This is a genomic window from Nocardia asteroides (genome assembly GCF_021183625.1).
GTDB lineage: Bacteria > Actinomycetota > Actinomycetes > Mycobacteriales > Mycobacteriaceae > Nocardia > Nocardia asteroides_A.
In genome coordinates this window covers 1,423,057-1,438,157 of the sequence record NZ_CP089214.1, presented here as the reverse complement: position 1 = coordinate 1,438,157, position 15,101 = coordinate 1,423,057, and the positions used below count along the sequence as shown (strand labels likewise).

Below are 15,101 nucleotides of genomic sequence, written 5' to 3'. Positions count from 1 at the left end.
TCTCCTCGGTAGTCGCGCAGAACCAGCAATGCGGAGGATGAGCAACTGTGAGCAGCACCGTCGACGTCGAACCCGTGGTCGAGAGCCCGAGCTCGGGGATCATCCCGGTCTACAACCCGTCCACCGAGCAGCAGATCGCCGAGGTCGCCGATTCGGATCAGCGCGCCGTCGACGAAGCGGTGGCGCGGGCGCGGGAGACCTTCGAATCGGGCGTCTGGCGCAAGCTGCCCGCCGCGCACCGCGCCGACGTGCTGTTCCGCGCCGCCGAGATCATCAAGGCCCGCACCGACGAGCTCGCCGAGCTGGAGGCGCAGGACAACGGCATGAACGCCACCGCGGCGCGGCACATCATCAAGGTCTCGCAGGAGATGCTGGTGTACTACGCGGGCTGGGTCGGCAAGATCCACGGCGAGTCGGCCAACCTGGTCTCCGACGGCCTGCTCGGCACCTTCGAGAACTACCACACCTTCACCCAGCTGGAGCCGGTCGGCGTGGTCGGGCTGATCATCCCGTGGAACGGCCCGTTCTTCATCGCCATGCTGAAGGTCGCGCCCGCGCTGGCCGCGGGGTGCAGCGCCGTGCTCAAGCCCGCCGAGGAGACCCCGCTCAGCGCGCTGAAGCTGGAGGAGATCTTCCGCGAGGCCGGGCTGCCGGACGGCGTGCTGAACGTCATCACCGGCTACGGCGAGACCACCGGCGCCGCGCTGACCGCGCACCCGGACGTGGACAAGATCGCCTTCACCGGCTCCACCGAGGTCGGCAAGCTGATCGTCAAGGCCGCCGCGGGCAACCTCAAGCGGCTCACGCTCGAGCTCGGCGGCAAGTCACCGCTGATCATGTTCGACGACGCGAACCTGGACAAGGCGATCATGGGCGCGGCCATGGGGCTGCTGGCCGGCTCCGGGCAGAACTGCTCCTGCACCTCGCGCATGTACGTGCAGCGCGGCATCTTCGACCGGGTGGTCGAGGGGCTGGCCGGCTTCGCGCAGATGCTCCCGATGGGCGGCAGCGACGACCCGAACTCGGTGCTCGGGCCGCTGATCAGCGAGAAGCAGCGCACCCGGGTCGACTCCATCGTGAAGGAGGGCGTCGCGGGCGGCGCCGAGGTGATCACCGGCGGCAAGCCGCTCGACCGCCGCGGCTACTTCTACGAGGCCACGATCGTCACCGGCACCACCCCGGACATGCGGCTCATCCGCGAGGAGATCTTCGGCCCGGTCGGCTCGGTGATCCCGTTCGACGACGAGGACGAGGTGATCGCCGCCGCGAACGACACCCACTACGGGCTGGCGGGCTCCATCTGGACCGAGAACCTGGGGCGCGCGCACCGCGTGGTGAACGAGCTGCGCGCGGGCCAGGTCTGGGTGAACTCGGCGCTCGCCTCCGACCCGTCCATGCCGATCTGCGGGCACAAGCAGTCCGGTTGGGGCGGAGAGCGCGGCAAGAAGGGGCTGGAGTCCTACTTCAACATCAAGTCGGTCTACATCGGCCACTGAGCACCTGACCCGGGCCGGACGGGCGCTCGACGCCGGTCCGGCCCCGGGTGCCGCCCCGGTTCAGGCGCGCCACTCCGCGCTCCGCTCGGCGGTCGCCTCCGCGAGCGCGGCCTTCGTCTGCTCGGCGTCGAAGTCCTTGCCGTACACCGGGGTTCCCGGGTGCTGGCGCCAGGATTCGGCGAGCGTGCCCGCGTCGACCGGGTCGAAGCCGAGCTCGTCGACCAGCGCGCTCACGATCCGCTTGGCCGCCTCGTCGTCACCGGCGATCGGCAGCGCGATCCGGCCCGCTGTGCCCGCGGGGACGCCGTTCTCCAGCAGCCGCTTCCACCAGATGGTGTTGAAGACCTTGACCACCGGCGCGCCCAGCTGCTCGGCCACCCAGTCGCTCTCCGTCGTGCCCTGCTCGATCCGCTCGATCAGGCCGTCGCGCTGCTGCGGGTAGTAGTTGTTGGTCTCGATGACCGGGGCGCCCTCGCGGCGCGCCGCGACGATGCCCGGCGCCAGGTCGGGCACGGCCTTCTGCGGGATCGAGACGATCACCAGCTCCGCGTCGGCGGCGGCGTCCTTCGCCCAGACCGCGGTGGCCCCGGTCTCGGCGGCCAGCTCGGCCAGCGTCTCCGGATCGCGGGAGTTCGCGACCGCGACCTCGTGCCCGAGCGCGGTGAGCCTGCGGGTGAGCGTGCCGCCGATGGCGCCCGCTCCGATGATGCCGATCTTCATGGGTTTCCTCTCGATCGTGCGGTATCGAGAGTGGGCAACCGGGCGGGTGCGCCGAATGTTCCCCTGCGGTTCAGCGCGGGGGGAGCGGGGCCGCGGGCGGGAAGGTGACCGGGAGCTCGGCGAGCGCCCGGTAGAGCGGCCCGGTCTGGCTGCGCAGCTCGTCCTCCGGCACCGCGAGCTCGAGCTCGGGCAGCGCGTCGAGCAGCTGGTCGACGGCGGTCTGCGCGATCAGGTAGGCCAGGGAGCGGGCCGGGCAGGCGTGCGGGCCCGCGCTCCACGCCAGGTGCGCGCGGTTGCCGGTGCGGTCGCCCGCGATCTCCGGGTCCCGGTTGCAGCCGGTGAGGCTGATCACGACGGGCCGGTTCGCGGCCAGCCAGGTATTGCCGATCAGCACCGGCTGCCGCGGATAGCTGAAGATCTTGTTCGGCGGCGGCGGGTCGTGGAAGAGCACCTGGTCCAGGGCGTCCCGGGTGGAGAGTGAGCCGCCGAGCGTGGCGTCGAAGCGGGCATCGGTCAGGACGAGGCGCAGCGCGTTGACGATCAGCGCCTGCACCGGCTCGGTGCCGACGCCGAAGATCAGGTAGATCTGCTGCAGCAGCTCCTCGTCGTCCAGCGCGTTGCCGTGCCGGAGCAACGCCGAGGTGACGTCGGTGCCCGCCCGCTCGCGCTTGGCCCGCACCAGGTCGTCCAGCGCCGCCCGGAAGGCCTGCCAGCCGTGCTCGGCCTCGGCGCCGCCGAGCAGCTCCGCCAGCCCGGCGGCGGCCCTGGCGCTGATCTCCGGCGGGCAGCCGAGCAGCGCGTTGATCACCGCGAAGACCAGCGGCCCCGCGTACCCGGCGACCAGGTCCGCGGCGCCGTCGCCGCAGAAGCCGTTGATCAGCGGCACGGCGGTGCGCTCGACCACGGTGTGCACCGCGTGCAGATCCACCTCGTCCAGCGCGGCGACCAGTACTCCGCGCAGCCTGGCGTGCTCGAAGCCCGCGTTGCGCATGGCATTGGGCTGCCAACGCAGCTGCGGCAGCACCGGGCACTCCGGCGGCACCGTCGGCTCCCAGGCGCGCGGGTCGGCCGGGAAGCGCTCGGGATCGTTCAGGATGGAGAGCGCGACCCGGTAGCCGATCACCAGGGTCGCCGGGACGCCGGGCGCGAGCTCGACCGGGACCAGTGCCCCGTACTTCTCGCGCAGCCGCGCGAAATCGGGCTCCGGGTCGGCCCACAGCGGTACCCGCTGCTCGTCGGTGCGGTCGAAATCCGTTGGCGTCGTCGACAAGCCGATCTCCGGGAGGCGCAGGGGGATTCGCGGCATCGCTGCCGCGCGTCCGGTCGCCAGGACCCTAACGCACGAACCCGTTTCGCGGTGGCCGGGCGGCCGCCTACCGTGCAGGGATGACCTCACCCGACGACCTGGCCCGGCGCCTCGGCGACCTCGACCGGGTCGAGGCGATCAAGCAGCTCGAGTACCGGTACCTGCGGGCCTGCGACGCCAAGGACGCCACGGCCTTCCGTGGCTGCTTCGTCCGCTCCGGCGCGCGCATCGACTACGGCCCGCTCGGCGTCTACGACGACGCCGAGCCGATGGCGGCGATCTTCGGGCGGGTGGCCGGGCACACGGTCGACGGCGAGTTCGTCATCTTCGACATGCACCACGCCGTGCACCCGGACATCACGCTCACCTCGGCGACCACCGCGACCGGCCGATGGACGCTGCAGTTCCGGCAGATCAACCTGCTCGATCGCACCGAGACGCTGATGACCGGCGAGTACGCCGACGAGTACCGGATCGAGGACGGCGGCTGGCGGATGTCGGCGAGCACCCTCACCGAGCGGTGGCGGCTGCGCCGCCCGCTCGCCCCGGACGCCACCCTCACCCCGGGCGCCTTCGGGTGAGCCGGGAGGTCGAGCACACCCCCGACGGCCGCTACATCGTGGTCGACGGCCGCCGCTGGCGCGCCACCGACCCGCTCATCCCGGACGAGCGCCGCGCCGAGCTGCAGTCGATCCTGATGGCGTGGCGGCGCGAGGTGCGCCGCACCGAGGGCGCCCGCGCGGCCCGCGACGGCGTGCAGGCGGCGAAGGTGGCGCTCGGCGAGCGCGGCACGCCGTGGTGGGAGCAGTCCGACGCCGAGCGCATGGCGCGCTGGGCGACCGAGGTGCCGAGGCCGTGAGCGCGCTCCGGATCGGCGCCGAAGTGGCGGGCTGGGCGGCGGTGCTGGCGGGTGCGGCCGGGGTGGCGCTGCACTTCAGCCCGTTCGACGCGCGGCTGTCGGTGCTGGCGGCCGCGCTGGTGCCGTACCTGCTGCTCGGCGCGGTGCTCGCCGTACTGCTCTTCGCCGGGCTGCGCAGCTGGATCGGTGCGCTGGCCGGCGTCCTGGTGGCCGGGGTGGCGGTCTGGATCCAGGCGCCGCTGTTCCTCGGCGAATCCGTCGCGGGGTCCGGCCCCGAGTTCACCGTCGCGCAGGCCAACCTGCTCTTCGACGGCGCCGACCCCGCCGCCTTCGTCGACGCGATGCGCGAGCGCGAGGTCGACCTGCTCACCGTGAACGAGCTCACCCCCGCCGCGCTCGACGGCCTCGCCGCCGCCGAACTGGACGCGCTGCTGCCGCACCGCCACGTCTCGCCGGGGCGCACCGCGACGGGCACCGGCATCTGGAGCCGCTACCCGCTGACCGGCGCCGTCGAGTTCGACGGTTTCGTGCTCAACCAGCTCGGGGCGACCGCCGAGATCCCCGGCGCCGGCCCGGTGAGCGTCTTCGCCCTGCACCCCGTGCCGCCCGTGTACGGCGTCGACGTCTGGGCCGACGAGCTGGAGCGGCTGCGCGCGATCGTCGAGCGCGCGCCCGCCGATCGCCCGGCCGTGGTGGGCGGCGACTTCAACGCCACCCACGACCACGCGCAGTTCCGGCGCTGGCTCACCGGCCGCTTCCGGGACGCCGCCGAGCAGTCCGGCGCCGGACTCCTGCGCACCTACCCGGCCGACCGCCGGTACCCGCCGCTGATCGGCATCGACCACATCCTGCTCGCGGGCGGCCGGGCGCACGGGGTTGCGGTGGTGGCGCTGCCCGGCGCCGATCACCGCGCGCTGGTCGCGCGGGTGCGGCCGAGCTCCTGAAACGACCGCATTTCGAACTCGATTCTGTTAGCTTCTCGGTGGCCGCCGAAGACGGCGTGCCGAACGAACGAGGAAGAAGCCGGACAGTGTTGAATCTCCTTCTCGCGACGCTCAATATCGTGCTGAGCAGCCTCAGCGCGGCGTAACGCGCCCGGACGGCGCCCCGGCCACAGCGGCCGGGGCGCCGTTCTCGTCAGGAGGCGAGCCCGGCGTAGGCGGCGAACACCACGTCCAGCCCGCGGTCGTAGCCGTCCTGCCAGAGCACCTGATTCATCGTGTACGCCACCGTCATCCGCTGCTCGGCGTCGGCGAGCACCACCGAGCCGCCCCAGCCGCCCCACGAGCAGGTGCGGTTCTCCAGCCGGTAGCCCAGACCCCAGCGGATCGGCTGCCCGAGCACCAGGTCGGTGCCGGCGAACTGCTCCTCGAAGACCCGCTCGGCCCCGGCTTCGGAGAGCAGCCGGACCCCGCCGACGCTGCCGCCGCAGGCCAGCGCCGACTGCACCAGCGCGATCGAGCGGGCATTGCCGTGGCCGTCGATCGCCGGGATCTGCGCGCGCCGCCAGGCGGCGGTGTTCGCGTCCGAGACGCCGACCGGGAAGCCGTCCGGGCGGTCTCCGGCCGGGTCCGCGAGGAGCTCGGCGACCCGGTGGTCGTGCTCGGCGGCCAGCCCGATGTGGAAGTCGGCGCCGAGCGGCCCGGCCACCTCCTCGGCGAAGAACTGCCCGACGCCGCGCCCGCTGACCCGCGCGATCACCTCGCCGACCAAAAAACCGAAGGTGACGGCGTGGTACCCGGCCGCTGTGCCCGGCGGCCAGGCGGGTGGCTGCGCGGCCAGCGCCGCGGTGACCGCGGGGCCGTCGTAGAGCTCGGCGGCGGTCACCGGCTCGGTCCACTCCGGCAGCCCGGCGGTGTGGCCGAGCAGGTGCCGCACCCTGACCTCGGCCTTGCCCGCCGCGGCGAACTCCGGCCAGTACCGCGCGACCGGGGCGTCCAGCTCCAGTTCGCCGCGGTCGGCGAGGATCAGCGCGCAGAGCGCCACCATGGTCTTGGTGGTGGACCAGACGTTCACGATGGTGTCGCGCTCCCACGGCAGCGTGTGCGCCGCGTCCCGGAAACCGCCCCAGGCGTCGAGCACCGGCTCCCCGTCGACGAAGACGGCGGCCGAGGCGCCCGCCCCGTCCGCGCGGAGTGCGGCGCCGAGCGCATCGGCGACCCCGGCGAAGCGGGCGTCCCAGGAACCATGGATCTCGGTCATCGCAGGGACGCTAGACCCCGCAAAACTGGTTGCGCCCCGTGTTTTCCGGCTGCTTACCTGGAGGGTCAGCCCGCCGCGGCCCGGACGATGTCGGCGACCGCGCCCGGCTGCGCGACGTAGGCGGCGTGCGAGGCGGCGACCTCGCGGGTGCGGCCGGGCGCCACCCGCGCCGCGGTGTCGCGCTGCAGCGCGGGCGGCAGCACCCGGTCCTGCCCGGCGACCAGGTACCAGCTGGGGACCGTCGCCCACGAGGGGTCGTCGGTCGGCTCCAGGTTGGTCACCACGGCGGCGGGTTTCTGGTGCCGGAACAGCTCCGCCGCCTTCGCGGGCGGGACGTCCTGGCAGAAGACCTCGCGGAAGAACGGCTCGGTGACGAAGGCGTCCAGGTTCACCCCGGCCGGGCTGGTCGGATCGGGCACCGGCCCGGCCGGCAGCGCGGGCGGAAGCAGCAGGCTGCCCGGGTACGGGATCGGGTTCAGCAGCTCCAGCATGCGCTGCCCCCGCTCCGGCGCGAACGCCGCTGAGCACCGCGCTCGGGCGGTCGGCGGATCGGTACCCTGCTCCCATGTCCGAGCGCCCGCCCTTCAGCCCCACCATCACCCTGCTGACCGTGGCCAGGGTGGTCGACGCGGCCTACGCCGAGGCGCTGCGACCGCTCGGCTTGACCACCCGCAGGTACGGGCTGCTCGGGCACGTGCGCGGAACGCCGGGGATCTCGTTCAGTGAGCTGGCGCGGCGCTCGCGGATCACCGTGCAGAGCGCGCACACGGCGGTGCGCGGGTTCGTGGCGAGCGGGCTGGTGGACGACGGGACGGCGCAGCCGGGGGCCGCGTCGACGCTGCGGGTGACGGCGGCGGGGGAGGAGCTGCTCGGTCGGGCGGCCGTGGTCGTCGCCCGGCTGGATGCCGAGTTCGCCGCGCGGCACCCGGAGCTGACCGCGGGGCTGCGGGCCGAGCTCGCCCGGATGACCTTCAGTTAGACTGAAGGAATGAGTACCAGGCTGCGGCACTACCTGCGCAGGCCACCGGCGGTGAGCGCGGCGGAGGCGCTGCGACTGGTGGCCGATGGCGCGCTGATCATCGATGTCCGGCGCGAGTTCGAGTGGAGCCGCACGCACATCCCCGGCGCGGTGCACCTGCCGCTCGAGGTGCTGCTCGACCGCTGCCCCGAGCTGCCGGAGGAGCGGCTGCTCATCACCTTCTGCACCGGCGGGCTGCGCTCGGCGGGCGCGGCCAACCTGCTGGTGGAGAACGGCTTCGACGCGGTCAACATGAGCGGCGGGCTGATCCAGTGGCGGGCCGCGGGCGGGGCGCTGACCGGGCGGGGCCAGGAATCGGCGGAGTAAACCTGCCCGGCCCCTCCCGGTCCGGTGCGGGCTCTCGGCGGTAATCCCTCTGACCTGTAACTTCGCTCGATTCTCCTGCCCAGCCCCATTAACGTCGCGGGTGCGTCGGGGAAGGACCCCGGTCGCGTTCGAAAGAGAATGGGGAGAAAGATCATGGGTCTTGTGGAACTGCTGCTCGATGTCGTCGGCGGACTGAGTGACCTGCTCTTCGGCTCCACCGGCTCTTCCTGAGCGCTCGACCGCATAACCACCCCCGCCCCCGCCCGGATTCTCCGGGCGGGGGCGGGGCCATTTCCGCGGTAACGGGACCGCGCCCGGCCGGCGGACCGTATCGTTGCGGCATATTTGCCGTATGCGTGGAGGGAGACGCGGGTGGGATCGGAATGCGCCGATGTCGTCGACGGTGAGCTGGTGCGGGCCTCCGCGCGGCTGGCCGAGCTGGCCGGCTGCCGGGTGCACCTGATGCGCACCGGCCCGGCGAACGGGGGCGGTGCCGTCGACACCATGACGGTGCGCTGGTGGGACGGGGTCACCACCACCGGAATGCGCGAGCTGCTAACCGATTTCGAGCCGCTCCGGCCGGCCTCGCGGAGTATCCCGCTCTGCTACGAGCACCGGCTGACCTCCTGGGGCCGGGCCGTCGGCGCGCTGCGCTGGCTGGACGAGGACCCGCGCCGGGCCGGGCTGCACGAGGCCGTCGTCGCGCAGATGGCGGCCGAGCAGATCGCCTACCCGGACCACGGCGCGCCGCTTTGGCAGCAGCGTGCGAGCGGGTTGCTGTCGCTCGGCCCGCGGGAACGCCAGTTCACCCTCACCGCCCTGCGGCTGCTGCTGCAGTGCGCCCGCGCCGACGGCTGGGACGGCGCGCAGCAGTGGCTGGACAGCCTGGCCGGCGGGACCAGGGCCTGCCTACGCCTGGTGCGCTGACCATCGCGACCGCCTGCGCCGGCTTCGCGGCGTTCAGGCGGCCGCGAGTACCAGCGGCATGACCCGGCGGACCTGCTCCCGCAGCGCCTCCAGCGCCTCCGCCCGCCCGCTCAGGTAGCCGAGCAGCGCCTGCTGGAACAGCCCGTCCAGCATCCCGTACGCGGTGTTCGGCGACATCGCGGGCGCGACCCCGGAGAGCGCGGAGTACCGGGTGACGACGTGCCAGATCATCTCCTCCAGCAGCCGGTCGATCTGCCCGACCGCCTCGCGCAGGCTCTCCTCGAACATGCTCTGCGAGCGCAGGTCGTACCAGAGCCGGTGCATGGGTGCCTCGTCCACGATGGTCTCGGCGAGCTTGTCGGCGAAGGCGGCGACCAGCCCCTCGGGCGTGGTCGCGTCGGCGATGACGCCGTCGTAGCGGGTGACGCAGGTCTGCTTGTACTGCATGACGCAGTAGACGATGAGCTGCAGCTTGTCGTGGAAGTAGTAGTGCACCACGCCGTGCGAGAACTCCGAGTTGTTCGCGATCTCGCGCAGCGACGACCGGGCATAGCCGAGCTCGCCGAGCGTGCGCAGCGCGGAGTCCGCGAGCGCGCGGCGGCGCAGGTCGTGCTTGTCGATCGGGTTGGCACGCGGCATGGCGTGAGTTTAACCGACTTTCTTGACGATCGACCAGCAGAATCTTGACGGCTGTCCGAGAAAGTCTTGACAACTGTCATGAAAAGGTGGAACCGTGTGACCCGCATCACCCCGATCAAGGAGCGCAGATGACCCACATGGACCTGACCGGCCGTTCCGCCCTCGTCACCGGCGGCGCGCAAGGACTCGGCGAGGGGATGGCGCACGCGCTGGCCCAGGCCGGGGCGCGAGTCGTGATCGCCGACATCCAGGACGATCGCGGCGCGAAACTCGCCGAAACCCTCGGCACCGGCCACGGTTTCGTGCATCTGGACGTCACCGACGACGCCTCCTGGGAGGCGGCCGCGGCCGCCGCGGTCGAGCAGCTCGGCGGGCTGGACATCCTGGTCAACAATGCCGGGGTCGAGGTCAGCAGCCTGCTCGTCGATCTGGAGCCGGACGGCGTGCGGAAGATGCTCGAGGTCAACGTCCTCGGCACCGCGCTCGGCATCAAGCACGCCTTCCGCACCATGCGGCCCGGCGGCGCGGCGGGCAACGGCGGGTCGGTCATCAATATCGCCTCGGTGGCGGCGACCATCGCCTTCCCGGCGATCGCGCTCTACTCCGCGACCAAGTCCGCGGTGGACCGGCTCACCCGGGTCGCGGCCATGGAGAGCGGCAAGCTCGGCTACGGGGTCCGGGTGAACTGTCTGTACCCGGGGCTGGTACCCAACGAGATGGGCGCCGGGCTGGCGAACGACGTGGCGCGGCTCGGGCTGTTCGGCTCGCCGGAGGAGGCGGTCGGCGCGGTCGTCGAGCTGACCCCGTCCGGACGGCTGGCCGCCACCGAGGACATCGCGAACGCCGTGGTCTTCCTCGCCTCCGACTCCGCCGCCTTCGTCAACGGCGCCGGCCTGCCGGTCGACGGCGGCATGGGTATGTGACCCCCCGACCAGGAAGAGAGACCATCATGACCAGTACCAAGCCCGTCGTCGTCTACGGCGCCTCCGGCTACACCGGCCGCCTCGTCTGTGAGTACCTGCGCGAGTACGGGATTCCGTTTCTCGCCGCGGGCAGGGACAGCGGCAAGCTGAAGAGCTCCCTGGACACCAATGTGGCCGGGATCGAGACCGCCGACTACGAGATCGCCGAGGTGAGCCACGACGTCGCCGCGCTGACCGAGCTCTTCCGCGGCGCCTCGGTGGTGTGCAACACCGTCGGCCCGTTCAGCTCGTTCGGCCCCGAGGTGGTCGAGGCCTGCCTGGCCGCGGGCACGCACTACCTGGACACCACCGGCGAGCAGGACTGGCTGATCACCTGTGACGAGAAGTACGGCGCCGATTTCGCCGCCGCCGGGCTGCTGCTCGCCCCCGGGCTGGCGCACATGTACACCACCGGCGAGATCGCGGCCGAATTGTGTCTGGAGAAGCCCGGTCTCGACTCGCTCGACATCGCGGTGTTCTGGGGCGGCTCCCCGACCATCGCCTCCACCCGCACCATTCTGGTGAACGCCGCCACCTCGCGGGCGCACTATCTGCAACAGAACAGCTACGTGGAGTTCGACCCGAACCAGGGGCTGGTGCCGCTGGTCGTGCCCGGGCAGCACGAGCTGGCCATGTCGCTGCCGTGGGGCGGCACCTCGCACCCGGTCTGGTACAAACACGATCCCCGGGTGGCGAACTGCAAGGCGCAGGGCGGCGTCTTCAACGCGGCGCTGATGCACGGCGTGCCGCAGATCGTCGCGCAGGCGCTGGAGGCCACCAAGGACATGGACCCCGAGGCCAGGGACGAGGTGCTGACCGCGACCGCCGCCCAGGTGATGAACGTGATGCCGCCACGGGAGAATCCGCGGCTGAACAAGTCGCTGGACTCGGTCTACGCATCCGGGCCGCTCGGCCGCGCGCACTGCGTCATCCACGGCAACCAGAACTACAAGCAGACCGGGCTGCTCCAGGCGTTCGCCGCCTCCTACCTGTTGCAGCAGCCGCCGAAGCGGACCGGTTTCGGCTCCGGCTGCAAGGCGTTCGGGCACCGCGAGCTGCTCGGCCAGCTGCGCGCCTTCGGCCTGGTCGCCGAGCCGGTGCTGACCTACCAGGCGAACTGATGCGGCTCGTCGACTTCCTGGACAAGGGGGCGTCGCTCGACCCGGGCGCCCCCTGCCTGGTCTGCGACGGCACCACCGCGACCTACGCCGAGGTGCTCGACCTCAGCGCCGGGGTCGCGGCGTCGCTGGTGGCGCGCGGGGTCGCCCCCGGTGACAAGGTCGCCATCCTCTCCGCCAACGACCCAACGGCGTTCACCTGCGTCTTCGGCATCAGCCGGGCCGGGGCGGTGTGGTGCCCGATCAACCCGCGCAACGCCGCCGCGGAGAACCGGGACTTCCTCGCGCTCACCGACTGCTCGGTGCTGATCTTCCAGGGCTCCTTCGCCCCGCTGGTCGCCGAGATCCGGTCGGCTCTGCCCGCCCTGCACACCCTGGTGTGCCTGGACGACACCGTGCCGGACACCCTCGGCTGGGACGAATTCCTGGCGGCGGCGGGCGAACCCGTCGACCGGCACGCCCCCGACGACATCGCCATGATCGCGGGCACCGGCGGCACCACCGGCAAGCCGAAGGGGGTGCTGCTCACCGGCGCGAACCTGGAGGCCATGACCGCCGTCACGCTCATGAGCTACCCCTGGCCGGTGGACGGCGCCCGCCCCCGCTACCTGGCGCTGGCCCCGCTCACGCACGCCGCCGGGGTGCTCTGCTTCCCGGTGCTCTGCCACGGCGGCTCGATCGTGGTCATGCGCGCGCCGGACGTCACCGGGTTCCTCGACCACCTCGAGCGGCACCGGATCACGCACACCTTCCTGCCACCGACCCTCATCTACCTGGTCCTCGACCATCCCTCGCTGGTGCACAGGGACCTCTCCTCGCTGCAGTGCTTCTGGTACGGCGCCGCGCCGATGTCGACCGCGCGGCTGGAGGAGGCGCTGCGCCGGATCGGCCCGGTCATGGCCCAGCTCTTCGGCCAGACCGAGGCGCCCATGATGGTCTCCACCATGGCCCCGCACGACCACTTCGACGGCAGCGGCTCCATCGCCCGTGCCCGGCTCTCCTCGGCCGGACGCCCGTCCCCGCTGGTCACCGTCGCCATCATGGGCGAGGCCGGCCGCCTGCTCCCGCGCGGCGAACGCGGCGAGATCGTGGTCCGCGGCTCGCTCGTCATGCGCGGCTACTACAAGAACCCCGAGGCCACCGCCGAGGCGTCGGCGCACGGCTGGCACCACACCGGCGACATCGGCTACCTGGACGCCGACGGCTTCCTCTACATCGTCGACCGGGCCAAGGACATGGTCATCACCGGCGGCTTCAACGTCTACTCCACCGAGGTGGAGCAGGCGCTCATGGCGCACCCCGCGGTCGCCGACTGCGCGGTGGTCGGGCTGCCGGACGACAAGTGGGGCGAGCGGGTCACCGCCGTGCTCACCATCCGGCCCGGCAGCACCGTCTCCGCCGCCGAACTGACGGCGTTCGTCAAGGAGCGGCTCGGCAGTGTGAAGGCGCCCAAGCAGCTGGAGGTGTGGGCGGATCTGCCGCGCTCCAAGATCGGGAAGGTGTTGAAGACCGAGATCAAGCAGCAGCTACTGGAGTCCGGCGCCGGTTAGCGCGGGACGACGCCGCCGATCGGGCTGCCGCCGACGCAGACGGTCGTGCCGGGGGTGGTCGAGCGGGCCTCCAGCCCGTCGCCGCCGCCCGGCACCCGCGCGTACACCGTTCCCGGGCCCTCGGCCACCGGAACCGTGACGACATCGGCTCCGGGAAAGCGGATGTCGATTGCGCCCCGGCCCGAGGCGAAGTAGTTGAGCTGGACCGTCCACTCGGCGGGGATGAGCGGGCCGTCGGCGGGGAGCGGGGTGAAGGCGCGCTCGGTGATCAGGGCGCCGCAGCCGGGGATCGGGCCGGGCAGCGCGTAGCGGACGGCGAACAGGTCGGCCGGGATCAGGTGGCCGGAGTCGTCGAGGATTTTCGGCTCGGTTGTGCTGGAGCCGATCTCGACGCGGCCGGGGAGGGCGGCGAAGACGTGGCCGGTCATGTTGTGCGGGTGCGCGACCGGGAGCAGGATCCATACCGAGACGGCCTGGTCGAGCAGGGGGACCGCGGGGCGGGCGGTGAGCGCGGCTTCGGCGTTCGTGAGGTAGGCGCGGGTGGGGTTGTCGGTCCAGGCGCGGGTGAAGGTGGCGGTGGACCAGAGCGATCCGGCGATGAGGAGCGCGGCAGCCAGGGTGGCGAGGATGCGATATCGCACGGCCTCGCCGGGCGTGCTGGCCGGTGGGCTCGAGCCGTCGCCGGCGGGCGGAGTTGTTGCCGGTGTGCGCGAAGCGGTGGGGGCCGGTGTTGCCCCGGGTCGGCGGGGCGCGGCAAGCACCAGGGCCGCGGCGATCGCGATCACGACGGCGGAATCGGTGTGGTACCGGAGCGTCCGGGCGAGTTCGTAGGCCGTCTCGTCCCCGGAGCGGGTGACGATCATGGCCGCGGTCGACGCCGCCACGTACCCCGCCGCGGCCACCCACACCCAACCCGTCCGGTACCGCGTGCGCAGCGACCACACCAGCGCGGCCGCCACCGCCACCCACGCGAGGACCACCAGCGCGAGCGGCGGATCGGCCCACGGTGGGCTCGGGTTCCACCGCTCCCACCGCCACGGCCCGCCGAGCAGCGTCGGCAGCAGACCCCACGACACCCCGTGGTTCGCCAGCTCAACCACCATGTCCGCGCGCGGCACGGCGAACCGATCGCGCACGAGCACCACGTACGCCACCGCCCACACCGCGAGCACCACCGCCGACCCCTGCCACAGCGGCGCACCCCCGCGCAGCGCGGCACGCCAGGCGCCCTCGGCGCGAACCGGCGGTTGTCGGCCGCCGACCCCTTCGGATCGAAGTAGCAGCACCACCGTCACCAGCGCCACGAACGGCACCAGCACCGCCTTCTCGAAGAACAGCAACCCCAGCGCGGTCACCGCGACGCCGGAGACCGCGTACCGCCGCTCCCCGGTGCGCACCAACCGCACCGCGTCCCCCGCCACCCAGGCCAGCGCCGCCTGCATCGGCAGCGAGTTCAACCCGGCCGCCCACCAGGCGAAAGCGGGCAGCGTGAGCGGCGTGAACAGGTAGAGAATCAGCGGTCCGAGCACCACCCGGCGCGGCAGCAGCACCCACAGCACGCGCAGAACAGCCAGCGACGCCACCGCCTGGCCCACCACCAGCGACAACGCGGCGGGCCACCACCGCAGCGGAAAGAGATCGGTGAGCACGTGCGCGACGGCGAAGGCGCCCGGCATCAGGTGCCCGTCGTGGTCGTACCCGATGAACTCACCGGAGAGCAGCGGATACGTCCCGGACCGCCCGATCAGGATCAGATCGTCCCAGTAGAAATACCCCCGCCCGACCACCGCCGCCCGCACCACGAGCTGCACGGCGACCAGCAGCAACGCGACCACCAGCACCGGCGGCAGCCGGCGGCCCCGCTCGGCGGCGCCGGTACCCGCCGCCGCGTCGGCGACGATCACAGCCATGGAGCGGGACCTGACGCGGGCGGCAGCACGGCTCCGATCGTGGCACGGCCGCACCCCCGCACCCGAT

At 72.4% G+C, this 15,101-nt stretch carries 16 protein-coding genes; 10 read left to right on the top strand and 6 right to left on the bottom strand.

Annotated elements, in window-relative coordinates; genetic code table 11:
- Positions 1–47 precede the first annotated feature (47 nt).
- Positions 48–1,496: an aldehyde dehydrogenase family protein gene (locus tag LTT61_RS07050; RefSeq protein ID WP_233019125.1), complete on the top strand. Its 1,449-nt coding sequence runs from the start codon at positions 48–50 to the stop codon at positions 1,494–1,496.
- A 60-nt stretch (positions 1,497–1,556) separates the two neighbouring features.
- Here LTT61_RS07050 and LTT61_RS07045 read toward each other — a convergent pair whose 3' ends face one another.
- On the bottom strand, positions 1,557–2,273 hold the full coding sequence (locus tag LTT61_RS07045; RefSeq protein WP_269821896.1) for an NADPH-dependent F420 reductase: 717 nt from the start codon (positions 2,271–2,273) through the stop codon (positions 1,557–1,559).
- 13 nt (positions 2,274–2,286) lie between these two features.
- Positions 2,287–3,522: a cytochrome P450 gene (locus LTT61_RS07040; RefSeq protein WP_233019123.1), complete on the bottom strand. Its 1,236-nt coding sequence runs from the start codon at positions 3,520–3,522 to the stop codon at positions 2,287–2,289.
- An 80-nt stretch (positions 3,523–3,602) separates the two neighbouring features.
- Between LTT61_RS07040 and LTT61_RS07035 the strand changes: the two genes are divergently transcribed.
- From LTT61_RS07035 to LTT61_RS07025, 3 genes are read left to right on the top strand one after another with little or no spacing between them, the layout of a single operon-like run.
- On the top strand, positions 3,603–4,103 hold the full coding sequence (locus tag LTT61_RS07035) for a nuclear transport factor 2 family protein (RefSeq protein ID WP_233019122.1): 501 nt from the start codon (positions 3,603–3,605) through the stop codon (positions 4,101–4,103).
- Positions 4,100–4,381: a hypothetical protein gene (locus LTT61_RS07030; protein ID WP_233019121.1), complete on the top strand. Its 282-nt coding sequence runs from the start codon at positions 4,100–4,102 to the stop codon at positions 4,379–4,381. The genes LTT61_RS07035 and LTT61_RS07030 overlap by 4 nt, the downstream gene beginning before the upstream one ends.
- Positions 4,378–5,325 (top strand): endonuclease/exonuclease/phosphatase family protein, encoded by a 948-nt coding sequence (locus LTT61_RS07025; RefSeq protein ID WP_233019120.1) that lies wholly within the window; start codon positions 4,378–4,380, stop codon positions 5,323–5,325. The genes LTT61_RS07030 and LTT61_RS07025 overlap by 4 nt, the downstream gene beginning before the upstream one ends.
- A gap of 193 nt (positions 5,326–5,518) precedes the next feature.
- On the opposite strand, the gene LTT61_RS07020 is transcribed toward LTT61_RS07025, so the two are convergent.
- Both LTT61_RS07020 and LTT61_RS07015 read right to left on the bottom strand, forming a co-directional pair.
- Entirely contained in the window at positions 5,519–6,583 is a 1,065-nt protein-coding gene (locus LTT61_RS07020) for a serine hydrolase domain-containing protein (RefSeq protein WP_233019119.1), read from the bottom strand.
- A 65-nt stretch (positions 6,584–6,648) separates the two neighbouring features.
- Positions 6,649–7,074, bottom strand: a complete 426-nt coding sequence (locus LTT61_RS07015) for an alpha/beta hydrolase (protein ID WP_233019118.1) — start codon at positions 7,072–7,074, stop codon at positions 6,649–6,651.
- 74 nt (positions 7,075–7,148) lie between these two features.
- Between LTT61_RS07015 and LTT61_RS07010 the strand changes: the two genes are divergently transcribed.
- From LTT61_RS07010 to LTT61_RS07000, 3 genes are all read left to right on the top strand, one after another.
- Positions 7,149–7,562: a MarR family winged helix-turn-helix transcriptional regulator gene (locus LTT61_RS07010; protein ID WP_233019117.1), complete on the top strand. Its 414-nt coding sequence runs from the start codon at positions 7,149–7,151 to the stop codon at positions 7,560–7,562.
- A gap of 9 nt (positions 7,563–7,571) precedes the next feature.
- The gene (locus tag LTT61_RS07005; protein WP_233019116.1) at positions 7,572–7,928 is read left to right on the top strand and encodes a rhodanese-like domain-containing protein; all 357 of its coding nucleotides are present in this window, start codon (positions 7,572–7,574) and stop codon (positions 7,926–7,928) included.
- Positions 7,929–8,300: 372 nt separating this feature from the next.
- Positions 8,301–8,855 carry a hypothetical protein gene (locus LTT61_RS07000; RefSeq protein ID WP_233019115.1) on the top strand — a complete coding sequence of 185 codons (555 nt, stop codon included), beginning with the start codon at positions 8,301–8,303 and terminating at the stop codon, positions 8,853–8,855.
- A gap of 33 nt (positions 8,856–8,888) precedes the next feature.
- On the opposite strand, the gene LTT61_RS06995 is transcribed toward LTT61_RS07000, so the two are convergent.
- Positions 8,889–9,494 carry a TetR/AcrR family transcriptional regulator gene (locus LTT61_RS06995; RefSeq protein ID WP_233019114.1) on the bottom strand — a complete coding sequence of 202 codons (606 nt, stop codon included), beginning with the start codon at positions 9,492–9,494 and terminating at the stop codon, positions 8,889–8,891.
- Between the two features lie 128 nt (positions 9,495–9,622).
- Between LTT61_RS06995 and LTT61_RS06990 the strand changes: the two genes are divergently transcribed.
- Genes LTT61_RS06990 through LTT61_RS06980 form a run of 3 tightly spaced genes read left to right on the top strand, consistent with a single transcriptional unit; the run spans position 9,623 to position 13,124 of the window.
- Entirely contained in the window at positions 9,623–10,417 is a 795-nt protein-coding gene (locus LTT61_RS06990) for an SDR family NAD(P)-dependent oxidoreductase (RefSeq protein WP_233019113.1), read from the top strand.
- 26 nt (positions 10,418–10,443) lie between these two features.
- The gene (locus tag LTT61_RS06985) at positions 10,444–11,577 is read left to right on the top strand and encodes a DUF5938 domain-containing protein (protein WP_233019112.1); all 1,134 of its coding nucleotides are present in this window, start codon (positions 10,444–10,446) and stop codon (positions 11,575–11,577) included.
- Positions 11,577–13,124 carry an acyl-CoA synthetase gene (locus tag LTT61_RS06980; protein ID WP_233019111.1) on the top strand — a complete coding sequence of 516 codons (1,548 nt, stop codon included), beginning with the start codon at positions 11,577–11,579 and terminating at the stop codon, positions 13,122–13,124. Before LTT61_RS06985 ends, LTT61_RS06980 begins: the two co-directional genes overlap by 1 nt.
- Here the strand turns inward: LTT61_RS06980 and LTT61_RS06975 are convergent.
- Positions 13,121–15,034, bottom strand: coding sequence for a hypothetical protein (locus LTT61_RS06975; protein WP_233019110.1), 1,914 nt, complete (start codon positions 15,032–15,034; stop codon positions 13,121–13,123). The two genes, LTT61_RS06980 and LTT61_RS06975, sit on opposite strands and share 4 nt — an antisense overlap.
- Positions 15,035–15,101: the final 67 nt, after the last annotated feature.